The organism is Pantoea eucrina, assembly GCF_001691555.1.
Lineage (GTDB): Bacteria > Pseudomonadota > Gammaproteobacteria > Enterobacterales > Enterobacteriaceae > Pantoea > Pantoea borealis.
Genome location: NZ_MAYN01000008.1, coordinates 1,433,290 through 1,448,997 on the forward strand (window position 1 = coordinate 1,433,290; position 15,708 = coordinate 1,448,997).

Consider the following 15,708-nt stretch of genomic DNA (forward strand, 5'->3'; position numbering starts at 1 on the left):
GTCAGGCGGTCAGCGCCTGCTCTATACGCTTAAGCACCTGCGGCGCATCCGGAGCCATATCGGGTGAAAAACGGGCGATAACGTTGCCCTGCTTATCGATCAGGAACTTCTCGAAGTTCCACAAGATATCGCCGGGCTCTGCCGGTGCCCGGCCTTTCGCTATCATACGCTCAAGAAAACCGCTGCCCTCCGGACGCTCAGCTTCCGGCTGCGCGTTCACCAGCGCCTGGTAAAGCGGATGGCGCTGCACGCCGTTGACGTCCGTCTTGTCAAACAGGGGGAACGTGACGCCATAAGTGGTGCTGCAAAAGGTCTGAATCTCTTCATTCGTGCCCGGCTCCTGTTCCAGAAACTGGTTGCAGGGAAAGCCCAGCACGCTAAAACCCCGCTCCTGAAACGCTTTATGAAGGGATTCAAGCTGCTCATACTGCGGTGTCAGTCCGCAGCGGGAGGCGACGTTCACCACCAGCAGTACGCGGTCACGCCAGGCGTCCAGCGTGGTCGCCATACCGTCAAGGGTTTTCAGGGGGATCTGATACAACGTCATGGTGTTCTCCTGTGTCCGTCAGATAACGCCAGCCGCAGCTAGCGTGAAGATTTTGCTAAAAGCAGAATAAACAGCGGTGCGCCCAGCGTCGCGGTAACCACACCTATCGGCAGTTCAGCAGACGTCAGCAGCAGCCGCGCGAGAATATCCGCGGCCAGCAGCACCACCGCACCTGCCAGCGTGGCTGCTGGCAGTAAATAACGATGGTCGCTGATGCCGCTCAGCCGCAGAAGATGCGGGACAACCAGGCCGACAAAGCCGATAGCTCCCGCCAGCGCCACGCTGACCCCTGTCAGCCAGCCCATAGCCAGCACCAGCAGGTTACGCCACAGCGGCAGCGATAAGCCGAGCTGACGCGCAGAGGTCTCGCCCAGTGCCAGCAGATTCAGCGTGCGTGCACTGCACAATAGCGCGGCAGTGACCGGCATCAGACTCAGTATCAGCCAGCCATAGCGCCAGTCAACGCCGCCAAAGCCTCCCATCATCCAGTACATCAGCTGACGCAGATCGAGCGTGGTACTGAAGTAAACGGCCCACGTCATCACCGCGCTGCAGACAATACCCAGCGCCACACCGGTAAGCAGCAAGCGACTGCTGGCCAGCTGACGACGGGCAAAATGCAGCAGGATCAGCGTGACCACCAGTGCTCCAGCCATCGCCGCCAGCGCCAGGCTCCACAGGGAGCCGCTGCCAAGCAATACACCCAGTACCAGCCCTACGCCAGCGCCGTTAGAGACGCCAAGCAGCCCTGGCTCAGCCAGCGGGTTAGTAAACAGCGCCTGCATAACGGTACCGCAGAGCGCCAGCGCAGCGCCTGTCGCAATGACTGCCAGCGTACGCGGCAGACGCAGCTGCCAGATAAACAGTTCGCCCTGTGGGGTAAACCACTGCGCAGGCAGAAGCCAGCGCTCGCCGGCGCACAGACTGATCAGGCTGAGCAGCAGCAGCAGCGTGGCAAGCAGCACTAATGTATGCCGGCTACGGCGACCGGTCTGACGGGCAAGCTGATCCAGCAGAGTCATAAGCGAGGCAGTTAAGCAGGAGAATGAGACGATTGTAGAGAGATTATGGCAAAAAGAAAGCCACAGCCTTCAGGCTGGCGCAGCAATAAAAAAGGCCGCTAAGCGGCCTTTTTATCATACTGAAATCAGTCAGCATCCTTTGGTGACGCGTTTTCAACGCGACTTTTCAGCTTTTGCCCCGGACGGAAGGTCACCACACGGCGCGCGGTGATAGGAATATCCTCTCCCGTTTTCGGGTTGCGGCCCGGACGCTGGTTTTTGTCGCGCAGATCAAAGTTACCAAATCCGGACAGCTTAACCTGTTCTCCATTTTCCAGCGCGCGGCGAACTTCTTCAAAAAAAAGCTCTACCAACTCTTTGGCGTCGCGTTTGCTCAACCCGAGTTTTTCAAACAGATATTCTGACATTTCAGCTTTTGTAAGCGCCATAGGTTCAATCCCTCAAGGTTGCCTGGAATCGCTCTTTTAATGCTGCTACACATCTGGCAACGGTCGCAGCAATCTCCTCTTCTTCGAGTGTCCGGCTGGTATCCTGCAAAATCAGGCTAATCGCAAGGCTCTTTTCGCCTTCGTTCACGCCTTTACCACGGTACACGTCAAACAAGTTTACGCCAACTACCTGATTTACGCCAACTTTCTTACACTCTGCGATGATATCTGCTGCAGGGACGTTTTCTGCCACCACAACAGCAATATCACGGCGGTTAGCCGGGAAGCGTGAAATCTCACGCGCGTCAGGCAGGACGCGGTCTGCAACCTTATTCCAAAGCAGTTCAAACACTAAGGTACGACCGTTAAGATCCAGCTTGCGTTCCAGCTCCGGGTGAACCACCCCGATAAATCCGATTTGTTCATTGTCCAGCCAGATAGCCGCTGTTTGTCCGGGATGCAGCGCCGGATGGGCAGCCGCACGGAACGAAATCGCTTCAGATTTCCCGGTTAATTCCAGCAGCGACTCTAAATCGCCTTTCAAATCATAGAAGTCAACCGGCTGACGCGCCAGATCCCAGTGTTCTTCGTCGCGATGTCCGCTGATAACGCCCGCCAGCATAAGATCCTGGCGAATGCCGAGATCGGCCTGCGTATCAGGCACAAAGCGCAGACCGCTCTCAAACAGGCGCACGCGACCCTGCTGGCGATTCTGGTTGTAAACCACTGCGCTGAGCAGACCTGTCCAGAGAGACAGACGCATCGCTGACATATCGCTGGAGATAGGGCTGGGCAGGATGAGCGCCTCTTCGCCCGGATGCAGCAGCTGCTGCACTTTAGGATCAACAAAGCTGTAGGTGATCGCTTCCTGATAACCTTTGTCGACCAGCAGCGTTTTCACCCGCTTCAGCGACAGGCTGGCTTCGCGATGCTGCGTCATAATCAGACTGGCTTTTACCGGCACATCAGGGATGTTGTTGTAGCCGTAGACGCGGGCAACCTCTTCAACCAGGTCTTCCTCGATTGCCATATCAAAACGCCAGCTCGGTGCCACCGCTTTCCACTCGCCCTCGCCCTGGGTTACCTCGCAGCCGAGACGGGTCAGGATATCTGTCACCTGCTCATCAGCGATAACGTGGCCAATCAGACGATCCAGCTTCTTACGGCGCAGCGTAATGGTGGCACGCGGCGGCAGTTTGCTGGCATCGGTCTGATCGATAACCGGACCGGCTTCACCGCCGCAGATATCCAGCAGCAGGCGGGTCGCCCGTTCCATCGCTTTATGCTGCAGCGCCGGATCGACACCACGCTCATAGCGATGCGAAGCGTCAGTATGCAGTCCGTGACGGCGTGCGCGGCCGGTAATGGCCAGCGGATCAAAGTAAGCGCACTCAAACAGCACGTTACGCGTCGCTTCATTTACGCCTGAGTGCTCACCGCCAAAAATACCGCCCATCGCCAGCGCCTGCTGATGATCGGCAATAACCAGCGTATCGCTCTGCAGTTTTGCCTCGGTGCCATCGAGCAGCGTCAGCGTCTCATTATCCTGCGCCATGCGCACCACAATGCCGCCGCTGATACGGTCGAGATCGAAAGCGTGCATCGGCTGACCCAGCTCAAGCAACACATAGTTAGTAACATCCACTACCGGGTCAATTGAGCGAATGCCGCAGCGGCGCAGTTTCTCACGCATCCAGAGCGGCGTCTCCGCTTTCACGTTGATGCCTTTAACAACGCGTCCCAGGTAGCGCGGACAGGCGTCGGTAGCGTCAACCCGAATCGGGAACGTATCGGTAATCGTCGCCGCTACCGGTTCTGCAGCAGGCGCCGACAGCGGCAGCCCGTTAACCACGGCCACATCACGCGCTACGCCGGCGATGCTCAGGCAGTCTGCGCGGTTTGGCGTCACGCTGATCTCAATAGTATTGTCATCCAGCTTCAGATAGTCGCGGATGTCGCACCCTACTGGCGCGTCAGCTGGCAGTTCGATAATCCCGTTGTGATCGTCGGAAATACCCAGTTCTGAGAAGGAGCAGAGCATGCCTTCAGAGGGTTCGCCGCGCAGTTTGGCCGCTTTGATTTTGAAATCACCGGGCAGTACAGCGCCCACGGTAGCGACGGCGACTTTTAATCCTTTGCGGCAGTTAGGCGCGCCACAGACGATATCCAGCAGGCGATCGCCACCGGTATTGATTTTGGTCACGCGCAGTTTATCTGCATTCGGGTGCTGGCCGCACTCCACCACTTCACCCACAACGACGCCATGAAACGCGCCGGCAACGGGATCAACACCATCAACCTCAAGGCCCGCCATGGTGATTTGTTCAGACAGCGCGGCGCTGTCCAGGGCTGGATTTACCCATTCGCGTAACCAGAGTTCACTGAATTTCATTGGATAACCTGCCCTTATTTAAATTGTTTGAGGAAACGTAAATCATTTTCGAAGAAAGCACGCAGATCGGTGACGCCATAGCGCAGCATGGTCAGACGTTCCATGCCCATACCAAAGGCGAAGCCGGAGTAAATTTCCGGATCGATGCCGACGTTACGCAGTACGTTAGGATGCACCATGCCGCAGCCCAGGACTTCCAGCCACTTGCCATTTTTGCCCATCACGTCAACTTCCGCTGAAGGCTCAGTAAAGGGAAAGTAGCTCGGCCGGAAGCGGATCTGCAGATCCTCTTCAAAGAAGTTGTTCAGGAAATCGTGCAGCGTTCCTTTGAGATTGGTAAAGCTGATGTCTTTGTCGACAATCAGTCCTTCCATCTGGTGAAACATCGGCGTATGGGTCTGATCGTAATCATTACGATATACGCGGCCTGGCGCGATAATGCGGATAGGCGGCTGCTGGGTTTTCATGGTGCGGATCTGCACGCCCGAGGTCTGGGTACGCAGCAGGCGCGTGGCATCGAACCAGAAGGTGTCATGATCGGCACGGGCCGGGTGATGGCCCGGAATATTCAGCGCATCAAAGTTATGATAGTCATCTTCAATTTCTGGTCCGGTCACGACTGCAAAACCCAGTTCGCCGAAAAAGTTTTCGATGCGGTCGATCGTGCGCGTTACCGGATGCAGACCGCCATTTTCACTACGGCGTCCGGGCAGTGAGACATCGATGGTTTCTGCTGCCAGACGCGCATTCAGCGCCGCGCTCTCCAGCGTGTTTTTACGGGCGTTAAGATGATCCTGTACCTGCTGTTTTGCTTCGTTAATCACCGCACCTGCCGCCGGGCGCTCTTCAGCCGGCAGTTCACGCAGGGTAGTCATCTGCAGGGTAAGGTGCCCTTTTTTACCCAGAAATTCGACGCGTACAGCGTCCAGAGCGGCGATATCCGACGCCTCGTCGATGGCGGCCGTGGCACGGGCCACCAGGTCTGCGAGTTGGGACATGATTTCCTCTTCTTCCAGCCGGGCTGGTCAGTTCTTGTTGGGATCCGGGATCCGATTAAGTCTCGCCAGAAACAAAAAAGCCTCCACGAGGGAGGCTTTCAGCGCGATTTTTCGTTTCTTTTCTTATGCGCACAAGCCCCTGATGGTCAGGCGCTAAAGTAAAAAAAGAAACGGAAAAGAGCAGCGTGCATGCTTGCGTTACCTTACGAAAATTAAAAACCGCCCTATTGAAATGCGCGGCGGCTAAAATGTCAATCTTTTGCGTGAGTTGCAGGCAATAAAAAAGGGAGCAAGCTCCCTTTTTTACCTGACTTACGCCAGAGCTGATTTCGCTTTTTCTACCAGAGCAGCGAAGGCTGCTTTGTCGAATACAGCGATGTCAGCCAGGATTTTACGGTCAATTTCAATGGACGCTTTTTTCAGACCATTGATGAAACGGCTGTAAGACATACCGTTCTGACGCGCCGCAGCGTTGATACGTGCGATCCACAGCTGACGGAACTGACGCTTACGCTGACGACGGTCGCGGTAAGCATACTGACCAGCTTTGATAACAGCCTGGAAAGCAACGCGGTAAACACGTGAACGTGCACCGTAGTAGCCTTTAGCTTGTTTTAAGATTTTTTTGTGACGTGCGCGAGCAATTACACCACGTTTTACGCGAGCCATGAGCTCTCCTTAATCATATTCTGTTTTGCCGTTGCTCTGCTGGCGATAAGCCTTACAGCGCGACAGGCGAATTAAAAAAAATTTACTTATGCGTACGGCAGGCAGGCAATAACCAGACCCAGATCGCCTTTAGACACCAGGCCTTTTGGACGCAGGTGACGTTTACGCTTGGTAGACTTTTTGGTCAGAATATGACGCAGGTTTGCGTGCTTACGCTTGAAGCCGCCAGAGGCGGTCTTCTTGAAGCGCTTAGCCGCGCCACGTACAGTTTTAATCTTTGGCATTTTTACAAATATCCACTTCGCATTGTTAAAAAAATGAACCAGACAGGCGAATAAATCCCGCACAGCGCGAACGCTGCGCGGCATCATTACTTGAAAGCCTACTGTTTCTTCTTGGGTGCGAGCACCATAATCATCTGGCGGCCTTCGATCTTCGAAGGGAAGGACTCGACCACTGCCAGATCGATATCTTCACACAGATCTTTACGGACGCGGTTAAGCACTTCCATACCGATCTGCTGGTGCGCCATCTCACGACCGCGGAAACGCAGCGTGATTTTGGCTTTATCGCCCTCTTCCAGAAAGCGCATCAGGCTGCGGAGTTTTACCTGATAGTCGCCATCATCGGTACCAGGACGGAATTTGATTTCCTTAACCTGGATAACTTTCTGCTTCTTCTTCTGTTCCTTAGAAGATTTACTCTTTTCATAAAGGAACTTGCCGTAATCCATAATACGGCATACCGGCGGTTCGGCGTTCGGGCTGATTTCAACTAAATCTACGCCAGCTTCTTCAGCTTTCTCAATCGCTTCGCGTAGAGAGACAATGCCAAGTTGCTCGCCGTCAACACCAGTGAGGCGCACTTCGGTGGCTCGGATTTCGCCGTTAATACGGTTTGGACGCGTCGGTTGTACTCGTTTTCCGCCTTTAATAACCTTATTCCTCTAATTGGTGAAGATGTCGGCTGCGAATCTCTTGTTGCAGCTTCTCAACAAACACATCTACGTCCATGCTCCCGAGGTCTTTACCACGGCGGGTGCGCACGGCAACTTTGCCTGCTTCCACCTCTTTCTCACCGCAAACCAGCATATAAGGGACGCGACGCAATGTGTGCTCGCGGATTTTAAAGCCTATCTTCTCGTTTCTCAAGTCTGCTTTGACACGAATGCCAGCATTTTGCAGTTTCTTTGTCAGTTCACTGACATATTCTGCCTGACTGTCAGTGATATTCATCACTACAGCCTGTACCGGTGCCAGCCAGCTCGGGAAGAAACCGGCAAACTCTTCAGTCAGTATACCGATAAAGCGCTCCATGGAGCCCAGAATCGCACGGTGAATCATCACCGGGGTCTGACGGTCGTTGGTTTCACCCACATAGGTGGCATCAAGACGTTTTGGCAGAGAAAAGTCTAGCTGAACCGTGCCACACTGCCAGGCACGATCGAGACAATCATACAGGGTGAACTCAATTTTCGGGCCATAAAACGCCCCTTCACCCGGCTGATACTCAAAGGGGATCTCATTCTCTTTCAATGCTTCGGCCAGGTCAACCTCTGCGCGATCCCACATCTCATCAGTACCGATACGCTTTTCCGGACGGGTAGACAGCTTCACCACGATTTTTTCAAAACCGAAGGTGCTGTACATGTCATACACCATACGAATACAGCTGTTTACTTCGTCGCGAACCTGATCTTCAGTACAGAATACGTGGGCGTCATCCTGCGTAAAGCCACGTACGCGCATCAGACCGTGGAGGGCACCTGATGGTTCGTTGCGATGGCAGCTACCGAACTCTGCCATACGCAGCGGCAGATCGCGATAGGATTTCAGACCCTGATTGAAGATCTGCACGTGACCCGGGCAGTTCATCGGTTTAATGCAATATTCGCGGTTTTCTGAAGAGGTCGTAAACATCGCCTCTTTGTAGTTTTCCCAGTGGCCGGTTTTTTCCCACAGCACGCGGTCCATCATAAACGGACCTTTCACTTCCTGGTAATCATACTCTTTCAGTTTGGTACGAACAAAAACTTCCAGCTCGCGGAAAATCGTCCAGCCGTCATTGTGCCAGAATACCATGCCCGGCGCCTCTTCCTGCATATGATAGAGGTCAAGCTGTTTACCGATTTTACGATGATCGCGTTTTGCTGCTTCTTCCAGACGCTGCAGATAGGCTGACAGCTGTTTCTTGTCTGCCCATGCCGTGCCATAAATGCGCTGCAGCATTTTGTTATCACTGTTGCCACGCCAGTAGGCACCCGCAATTTTCTGCAGTTTAAAATGGTGGCAGAAGCGCATGTTTGGTACGTGCGGGCCGCGGCACATATCCACATACTCTTCATGATGATAGAGACCCGGACGATCATCGTGACTGATGTTCTCATCAAGGATAGTGGTTTTATAGCTTTCGCCACGCGCAGCAAACACGTCGCGAGCTTCCTGCCAGCTGACCTTTTTCTTTACCACGGCGTAATTGGTTTCAGCCAGCTGGTGCATACGCTTTTCCAGCTGTTCCAGATCTTCCTGCGTCAGCGTGTGGTCGAGATCGACGTCATAATAGAAGCCGTTATCAATGACCGGGCCAATCGCCATTTTGGTATTGGGCCACAGCTGTTTGATGGCATGACCCAGCAGGTGCGCGCAGGAGTGACGGATGATCTCCAGACCAGCGTCATCTTTTGCTGTGATGATTGCGACCTGGGCATCGTCGGTGATGGGATCAACCGCATCCACCAGCTCACCGTTTACGCGACCGGCAATACAGGCTTTCGCCAGGCCGGGACCAATATCCAGCGCAATATCCATTACGCTGACCGGGTGGTCAAAAACGCGCTGGCTGCCGTCAGGAAGAGTAATTACTGGCATTTAATATCCTTAAATTGCAGTGGTAAGCCACACGAAAGCCTACATGCAACACTGTATTTGGTGTGTGTACCCGGCGTGATGTCAGACCCACATTGTCGGAATGACGCCAGGCGCATAAAGCGGTCAATATGATAACAGCTTTCGCTCTTCAGCAAAACCCGCCGTGCTGGCTAAGTCTAAGCAAGCACGAAAAAAAACCGCCGTGCGGCATAAGCCGGACGACGGTTTATTCGCATGGCAGTTACATTGCGTAGGAGAGCTGAATCGTGGTTTTGGTATCGGTACGATCGGGCGCAGACTCAGGTGGATTGTTATTCCAGGTCACGTTATAGCCCATTTTCAGCGCGAAGTGATCATTGATCGCGACCTGCAGTGCCGTTTCCGAGTTCACCGTGGTGTCTTCGCCAAAGCTGCTCAGCACGGAGACACCCTGAATGAATTTTGTCGTATCCGTAAGCTGCCATTGATAGCTGACTGCGCCATAGCCCAGCGCCTTGGTCTCATGACCACCGTCGTGGAAATCATCATAGCGTACGCCCGGACCAAATTCCGCACGCAGTGAGTGCACCGGGCCGTTAAGGAGCTGACGACCATAACCGGCAGTCAGCACGTCGCGTGAATCATAACCATTCAGACGATCGCTCAGCCAGCTTGCCTGACCAAACAGATAATCAGCGCTGTTCATGTTGTAGCGGCTGCGACCACCAATGTTATACGTTTCAGATGAACGCTCATCGTTGGATGAGGTGTTGGCCGCGTTGCCCCACAGGCTGTAAGCCATAGAGGTCTGATACCAGGTCATGCTGGTTGAAGCCGTCAGTGAAGAGCTGGTGGTGTTACCGGTCTGCGCAAGGTAACCGGCTGACGCGCTGCCTTCAAACGGTTGTTTGGCCGTTGAAGGATCATCCATAGACGTAAAGACAGCGTTATCAGCAAAAGCCTGGTGACAAAATGCTCCGGCAGAGAGCAAGAAAATAGCGGACAGCTTATTAAGAACTTTCATTAAAGGTTGATCCGTGCGGCAATTTAAAAACAGGTGAGTCTGCAGCGTTTTTACCGGCAATCAATGCAATTTACTGTAAGTTTTGTAAAAAATTATGAGACAGCCTCAGGCTGTTCCCTGCACCGGCCAGCTTTTTTACGTTGCAGACGCGTTCATTAACGGCGCGCATTATAGGTGCCGTTGAGAGAAATAACAGCCCGCCGCGGCCAGGAATTTTTAAGGCTGCTGACACAGCTTTACGTCACTGCTGAACAAAATTCGCTCTACGGTGCGGGGTGAACTACGCTGAAATCTGTTTTGTTACAGTGAGGTGAGTAAATGAGCACGCTGGACGTTACGAGTTACGTTGTCACTTTTCACTATCAGGAGTCCGGGCTGGGCGATCTGCAGTCGCTGACCAGTGCCATGGTTAACAGCGGTTACAGCACCACCCTGCACGACGCCGAAGGCCATCCGCATGAACTGGGAACCAACAGTTTTGGCATTGTCAGCACCCTGAGTCCTGAAGCGGTATCAGAGCAGGCAGCGCGTATTGCAGAGGTTGCCCTGCATCAGTCCCCACAGACAGAGGTCACGACGCTGCAGCACTTTTTGCAGAAACCTGTCTGATGCGCCGGTAAAACTGGCTTTGCGTATTTTTTGCGCGCTACAATTGCAGCGGTATCGCGATTAACGAGGAGCCTGCCATGTGGTCAGCCATTAGCCGCCTGTTAAGCGAACAGACTCAGCCAGCAGAGATCACGCAGCGTGAGCCCCTGCCCGGCGGCGATATTCATCCCGCCTGGCGTATCCGCTATGGCGGGCTGGATGTCTTCGTCAAATGCAACACCCGTGACCGGCTGGAACTGTTCCGCTGGGAAGCCGATCAGCTCGATCTGCTGGCGCGTACGCAGACAGTCAGGGTGCCGGCCGTTTATGGTGTCGGTAGTACACGTGACGCCAGTTTTCTGCTGCTGGAGTATATCCCGCCACAGCCGCTCAGCGCGGAAGCGGGTTATCAGCTGGGGCAGCAGCTGGCACGCCTGCATCAGTGGAGTGAACAGCGCCAGTTCGGGCTCGATTTTGATAATAATATTACCACCACCCTGCAGCCCAATAGCTGGCTGCGGCGCTGGTCACTGTTTTTTGCTGAACAGCGTATCGGCTGGCAGCTGCAGCTGGCGGCCGAACGCGGTGTCACCTATGGCGATATGAACCAGATTATTGACCGCGTTCAGCAGGCGCTGGCTCATCATCATCCACAGCCCTCGCTGCTGCATGGCGATCTCTGGCCCGCCAACTGCGCAGATAGCAGCAGCGGCCCATGGATTTTCGATCCTGCCTGCTACTGGGGCGACCGCGAATGCGACCTGGCGATGATAAGTTATCACCATGAACTGCCGCGCGAAATTATGCAGGGCTATCACGCAGAATGGCCGCTGGCAGAGGGATTTTCGCAGCGCCAGCCGGTTTATCAGCTCTATTATCTGCTGAACCGCGCGAATGTGTTTTCCGGCCAGTGGCAGGAGGAGGCGCAGTTTGCCGTCAGTGAGCTGCTTAGCGACGACAAACTGGCGCAGGATGCGGTCAGACCGGCCTGATTATTTAAAGCATGCCCAGCAGCGTTAACAGGAAGTAGCCGGCAACAGCAATAATCACGGGCAGGATGTAGAGCGGGAAAATCTGCAGCAGAATCGTGTGGTGCGGGACGCGGATTTTTTCCTCAAGCTGCGTGCGCGTGCGCCCTTCGCTGCCCTTTGCCTGCTCCAGAATCAGCTGATCTTCAATGCCTTCTTTAACATGTCGCGACTGGCGCCACATACGCGCGCCAGAAGCCTGTAACGCCATTCCGATAAAAATCAGCGCATAAATGATCCAGAAACCGATATTTGCGCCGCCGTGAAAATCGGGCACCGGTGAGTGATGCCAGAATGAATTCAGAAATGACGTATTGAATTTAAGCATGTCCACCATGACGTGAATAAAATCCAGCAATACGGCATCCAGTCCGGGCTGCTTTACGCTGTGCTGGTATAAATAACCGAGCATGGAAACAATGGTCGACAGCAGTGCAGGAATGAAAATGATCCAGCCAGCCACGCGCTTAAGGATGGCGACCTGGCCAGCCTGTTGGTATGTCATGCAGACTTCCCTATACAGATAATTATTTTGCCCTAAGTCTACCTGCAGTCTGCGATTTTTTCCTGAAAAATGCGCGACCTGTCGCGGGCTGGTTTTCGCACGCCGACATGGTATGGTGGCGCAAACCGCTTAAAAGGAGACAGTCATGCGCTATCGTCGTCCGGTATACGCCGCTATTTTTGATATGGATGGTTTGCTGATTGATTCCGAGCCGCTGTGGGATCAGGCTGAAATGGAAGTACTGGCAAGCCTTGGCGTGGACGTCAGTCGTCGCGCAGAGCTGCCTGATACGCTTGGCCTGCGTATCGATCAGACGGTGCGCATGTGGTATGAGGCGCAGCCGTGGCAGGGCGTAACGCAGGCCGGGGTTACGGCCCGTATTATCGACCGTACGCTCTCCCTGATAGAAACGCATCAGCCGCTGCTGCCAGGCGTTACTCAGGCGCTGCAGCTCTGTCAGCAGCAGGGACTGGTGATTGCGCTCGCTTCCGCTTCGCCGCTTGCCATGCTGGAGCGGGTGCTGGAGATGTTCCGGCTGCGGCCCTTCTTTTCTGCCCTCGCCTCAGCTGAAGCGCTGCCGCTGAGCAAACCTCATCCGCAGGTCTATCTGAATGCGGCGGCAGCACTTAATATCGATCCGCTTAACTGCGTGGCGCTGGAAGACTCCTTCAACGGGATGATCGCCTGTAAAGCGGCGCGCATGCGTTCTATAGTGGTGCCGGCCGCCGCACATTGTGCTGATGCCCGCTGGGCGCTGGCAGAGGTACAGCTGCAAAGCCTGACAGATCTGCGCGCAGAACATTTGTTTAACTGACCGCGCGTCGCCTTACGCTGTCGGCCAGGAGTGTCACTCATCGCACAAAATAATTCACTATTCGTTACAGCGTCACCGTTCTCATTTACTGGATAAATCCCTATACTGGATGCATTGACAGTTTTGCATCCAGGTTTAATCATGACGGCCGAAGGCCATATAATTTTTGCGATTGCCAGCGCTATTTTTGCTAAGCGTGCGGAGCTTACGCCAGTACTGGCTGCTGCAGACTGGTGGCATCTGGTGCCCGCTACGCTGCTGACCTGCCTGCTGCCGGATATTGACCATCCCCGATCCACACTGGGCCAGCGCTTCCGCTGGCTCTCGCAGCCCATAGCACGGGCATTTGGACATCGCGGTTTCACCCATAGCCTGCTGGCAGTAGCTATCAGTCTGTGGCTGTTTAAGGTAAACGTTCCGGCAGACTGGTTTCTGCCGGCGGATGTCCTGCAGGGACTGACGCTGGGCTATCTGAGCCATATTGTTGCTGACATGCTGACGCCGGCAGGGGTTCCGCTGCTGTGGCCCTGCCGCTGGCGCTTTCGCCTGCCGATTCTCAGGAGCCAGAGCGGAAATCAGCTGGAGCGTATGCTCTGTCTGGCACTGGTGGTGGCGGCACTCTGGTTTCCGGCTGGCATGCCTGCTTTTGGTGCAAACGGCTGGCCGCAGCAGCTGTTTGATACGCTGCAAACCAGCGTTAACCGGTTAATAAATCCGCAAAACGGCTAAACATTACGCCACATTAAACAAAAAGTTATAACCCATACTTTTTGGGTATAAGCCTGCACTTAATTGTGCTGCTAACATCCCTGACATTCTCTGATAGAAATTTACGTTACGCTATGCCGCCTGCACATTGCACGGCGGCATCTTTCTGGAGTTAAGTATGGATTTCCCTCTTATTATCAACATCGTGGTCTTTGCGGCACTGCTGGTGTTGCTTAACCGCATTGGCAACCAGAGCTGGAGCCTGTCGAAGCGTGTCCTGACTGGCCTGGTACTGGGCGTGCTGTTTGGCCTGGGACTTCAGGCGGTTTATGGTGAAAACAGCGACGTGGTCAAGGATTCAATCAGCTGGTTTAACCTGGTCGGTAATGGCTACGTACAGCTGCTGCAGATGATCGTCATGCCGCTGGTGTTCGCCTCAATACTGAGCGCGGTGGCGCGCCTGCATAATGCCTCTTCACTGGGCAAAATCAGCGTGCTGACTATCGGTGTATTGCTGTTTACCACGGCTATCTCTGCGCTGGTCGGCGTTATGGTTACCGGTCTCTTCCACCTTAGCGCAGAAGGTCTGGTGCAGGGTGCGCAGGAAACCGCGCGGCTGAATGCTATTCAGAGCAACTATGCAGGTAAAGTAGCCGATCTCAGCACGCCACAGCTGCTGCTCTCATTCATTCCTAAAAACCCGTTTGCCGATCTGGCAGGGGCTAATCCTACGTCGATTATCAGTGTCGTCATCTTTGCTGCTTTCCTCGGCGTCGCTGCGCTGCATCTGCTGCGCGATGACAAAGTAAAAGGCGAGCGTGTACTGGCAGCGATTGATACGCTGCAGTCCTGGGTGATGAAGCTGGTGCGCCTGATCATGAAGCTGACGCCGTATGGCGTGCTGGCTCTGATGACCAAAGTCGTAGCCGGTTCCAATCTGCACGATATCGTCAAGCTGGGCAGCTTTGTTCTCGCTTCTTATCTTGGCCTTGCCATTATGTTTGGCGTGCATGCCCTGCTGCTGTCGATCAACGGCATCAATCCGCTGCGCTTCTTCCGCAAAGTGTGGCCAGTGATCACCTTCGCTTTTACCAGCCGCTCCAGCGCGGCAAGCATTCCGCTGAATGTGGAAACGCAGACGCGCCGCCTCGGCGTGCCGGAAGCGATTGCCAGCTTCTCTGCCTCGTTTGGTGCCACTATTGGCCAGAACGGCTGCGCCGGGCTTTATCCGACAATGCTGGCAGTGATGATTGCCCCCACCGTCGGCATCAACCCATTTGATCCGGTATGGATCGCCACGCTGGTCGGGATTGTTACCCTGAGTTCCGCTGGCGTAGCCGGTGTGGGTGGCGGTGCCACTTTTGCGGCGCTGATTGTGCTGCCGGCAATGGGTCTGCCGGTGACGCTGGTGGCCCTGCTGATTTCGATTGAGCCACTGATTGATATGGGCCGTACTGCGCTCAATGTGAATGGTTCCATGACGGCCGGTTCACTGACCAGCCGCTGGCTGGGCCAGACGGACAAAAAGATTCTGGAGAGCGATGAGCATGCCGAACTGGCGCACCGCTAAGTGCTGACTTCAGCATGAAAAAGGGCCCGTCTCAGACGGGCCCTTTTTTATTCTGCGAAACCGGATTACTGCGCAACCTGCGGATCGGTATCGTATTCTTTGCAGCTCTGGAAACCGTAGTTCATCACGCGACCGGTATCGTTGTAGCTGACAAAATAGGTCTGCATTTTGCCATCACGCTCGCCAATAACGTAAGTCTGGCAGGTGCCGCGCGCGTGCGCCATGGTAACTTCGGTCGAAGCCGGACCAGCAATCTGACGTACCTGTTCACGCGTCATGCCTTTTTTCACATCTTTTACTACCGGTTTGGTGACATAACTTTCCGCGCGATCATAAGTGGTACAACCAGACAGAGCAGCCAGCGTCATAGCGGCAGCGATACATCCCAGCACTTTATTCATTTTTTGTTCCTCATACTTTGTCCATGTCCGAATAAGCCTGGAACACAAATTCAGATTTATCAACCTGGTGGCTACGTTTTAGATGCGCTTATCGGGATCTCTCTGGCGTAAAAAAGCTGTGCGGCTGCGCCCTGCTCCGTATAATCGCGCGGTTAACTTTTTACCCGG

18 protein-coding genes and 1 other annotated feature are annotated in these 15,708 nt (G+C 54.4%); of the genes, 5 read left to right on the plus strand and 13 right to left on the minus strand.

Annotated elements, in window-relative coordinates:
- Position 1: 1 nt before the first annotated feature.
- The 11 genes from BBA90_RS12845 to BBA90_RS12890 all read right to left on the minus strand — a co-directional run bounded on the left by BBA90_RS12845 (position 2) and on the right by BBA90_RS12890 (position 9,926).
- Positions 2-547: a glutathione peroxidase gene (locus tag BBA90_RS12845; RefSeq protein ID WP_065649486.1), complete on the minus strand. Its 546-nt coding sequence runs from the start codon at positions 545-547 to the stop codon at positions 2-4.
- A gap of 38 nt (positions 548-585) precedes the next feature.
- The gene (gene btuC, locus BBA90_RS12850) at positions 586-1,569 is read right to left on the minus strand and encodes a vitamin B12 ABC transporter permease BtuC (RefSeq protein WP_065649487.1); all 984 of its coding nucleotides are present in this window, start codon (positions 1,567-1,569) and stop codon (positions 586-588) included.
- A gap of 125 nt (positions 1,570-1,694) precedes the next feature.
- Positions 1,695-1,997, minus strand: a complete 303-nt coding sequence (ihfA, locus tag BBA90_RS12855; RefSeq protein ID WP_021506246.1) for an integration host factor subunit alpha — start codon at positions 1,995-1,997, stop codon at positions 1,695-1,697.
- Between the two features lie 4 nt (positions 1,998-2,001).
- The gene (pheT, locus tag BBA90_RS12860) at positions 2,002-4,389 is read right to left on the minus strand and encodes a phenylalanine--tRNA ligase subunit beta (RefSeq protein ID WP_065649488.1); all 2,388 of its coding nucleotides are present in this window, start codon (positions 4,387-4,389) and stop codon (positions 2,002-2,004) included.
- Positions 4,390-4,403: 14 nt separating this feature from the next.
- Positions 4,404-5,387 (minus strand): phenylalanine--tRNA ligase subunit alpha, encoded by a 984-nt coding sequence (pheS, locus tag BBA90_RS12865; RefSeq protein ID WP_065649489.1) that lies wholly within the window; start codon positions 5,385-5,387, stop codon positions 4,404-4,406.
- A gap of 70 nt (positions 5,388-5,457) precedes the next feature.
- Positions 5,458-5,583, minus strand: a sequence feature (Phe leader region).
- Positions 5,534-5,578: a pheST operon leader peptide PheM gene (gene pheM, locus BBA90_RS19195; protein ID WP_139074214.1), complete on the minus strand. Its 45-nt coding sequence runs from the start codon at positions 5,576-5,578 to the stop codon at positions 5,534-5,536. Its footprint overlaps the feature before it by 45 nt.
- Positions 5,584-5,699: 116 nt before the next feature.
- Positions 5,700-6,056 (minus strand): 50S ribosomal protein L20, encoded by a 357-nt coding sequence (gene rplT / locus BBA90_RS12870; protein WP_039384062.1) that lies wholly within the window; start codon positions 6,054-6,056, stop codon positions 5,700-5,702.
- Positions 6,057-6,142: 86 nt separating this feature from the next.
- A complete protein-coding gene (gene rpmI, locus BBA90_RS12875) occupies positions 6,143-6,340 on the minus strand; it encodes a 50S ribosomal protein L35 (protein WP_010275699.1) in 198 nt (65 codons plus the stop codon).
- A 98-nt stretch (positions 6,341-6,438) separates the two neighbouring features.
- A complete protein-coding gene (infC, locus tag BBA90_RS12880) occupies positions 6,439-6,990 on the minus strand; it encodes a translation initiation factor IF-3 (RefSeq protein WP_039384061.1) in 552 nt (183 codons plus the stop codon).
- Between the two features lie 4 nt (positions 6,991-6,994).
- Positions 6,995-8,923 (minus strand): threonine--tRNA ligase, encoded by a 1,929-nt coding sequence (gene thrS, locus BBA90_RS12885; protein WP_065649490.1) that lies wholly within the window; start codon positions 8,921-8,923, stop codon positions 6,995-6,997.
- Positions 8,924-9,164: 241 nt separating this feature from the next.
- Positions 9,165-9,926, minus strand: a complete 762-nt coding sequence (locus BBA90_RS12890; RefSeq protein ID WP_065649491.1) for a DUF481 domain-containing protein — start codon at positions 9,924-9,926, stop codon at positions 9,165-9,167.
- A gap of 318 nt (positions 9,927-10,244) precedes the next feature.
- On the opposite strand from BBA90_RS12890, the gene ghoS reads away from it, so the two are divergent.
- Together ghoS and BBA90_RS12900 are read left to right on the plus strand one after the other, a co-directional pair.
- Complete coding sequence (gene ghoS, locus BBA90_RS12895) at positions 10,245-10,535, plus strand: type V toxin-antitoxin system endoribonuclease antitoxin GhoS (RefSeq protein ID WP_065649492.1); 291 nt, start codon at positions 10,245-10,247, stop codon at positions 10,533-10,535.
- A gap of 77 nt (positions 10,536-10,612) precedes the next feature.
- Positions 10,613-11,506, plus strand: a complete 894-nt coding sequence (locus BBA90_RS12900; RefSeq protein WP_065649493.1) for a fructosamine kinase family protein — start codon at positions 10,613-10,615, stop codon at positions 11,504-11,506.
- A gap of 4 nt (positions 11,507-11,510) precedes the next feature.
- Here the strand turns inward: BBA90_RS12900 and BBA90_RS12905 are convergent, their stop codons facing one another.
- Complete coding sequence (locus tag BBA90_RS12905) at positions 11,511-12,047, minus strand: YniB family protein (RefSeq protein WP_065649494.1); 537 nt, start codon at positions 12,045-12,047, stop codon at positions 11,511-11,513.
- Between the two features lie 145 nt (positions 12,048-12,192).
- Between BBA90_RS12905 and hxpB the strand changes: the two genes are divergently transcribed.
- The 3 genes from hxpB (at position 12,193) to BBA90_RS12920 (ending at position 15,139) form a co-directional block, all read left to right on the plus strand.
- Positions 12,193-12,861: a hexitol phosphatase HxpB gene (hxpB, locus tag BBA90_RS12910; RefSeq protein WP_065649495.1), complete on the plus strand. Its 669-nt coding sequence runs from the start codon at positions 12,193-12,195 to the stop codon at positions 12,859-12,861.
- 141 nt (positions 12,862-13,002) lie between these two features.
- Entirely contained in the window at positions 13,003-13,590 is a 588-nt protein-coding gene (locus tag BBA90_RS12915; protein WP_065649496.1) for a metal-dependent hydrolase, read from the plus strand.
- Positions 13,591-13,747: 157 nt separating this feature from the next.
- Positions 13,748-15,139 (plus strand): L-cystine transporter, encoded by a 1,392-nt coding sequence (locus tag BBA90_RS12920; RefSeq protein ID WP_065649497.1) that lies wholly within the window; start codon positions 13,748-13,750, stop codon positions 15,137-15,139.
- 65 nt (positions 15,140-15,204) lie between these two features.
- On the opposite strand, the gene osmE is transcribed toward BBA90_RS12920, so the two are convergent.
- Positions 15,205-15,540 carry an osmotically-inducible lipoprotein OsmE gene (gene osmE, locus BBA90_RS12925; protein WP_039384034.1) on the minus strand — a complete coding sequence of 112 codons (336 nt, stop codon included), beginning with the start codon at positions 15,538-15,540 and terminating at the stop codon, positions 15,205-15,207.
- Positions 15,541-15,708 lie beyond the last annotated feature (168 nt).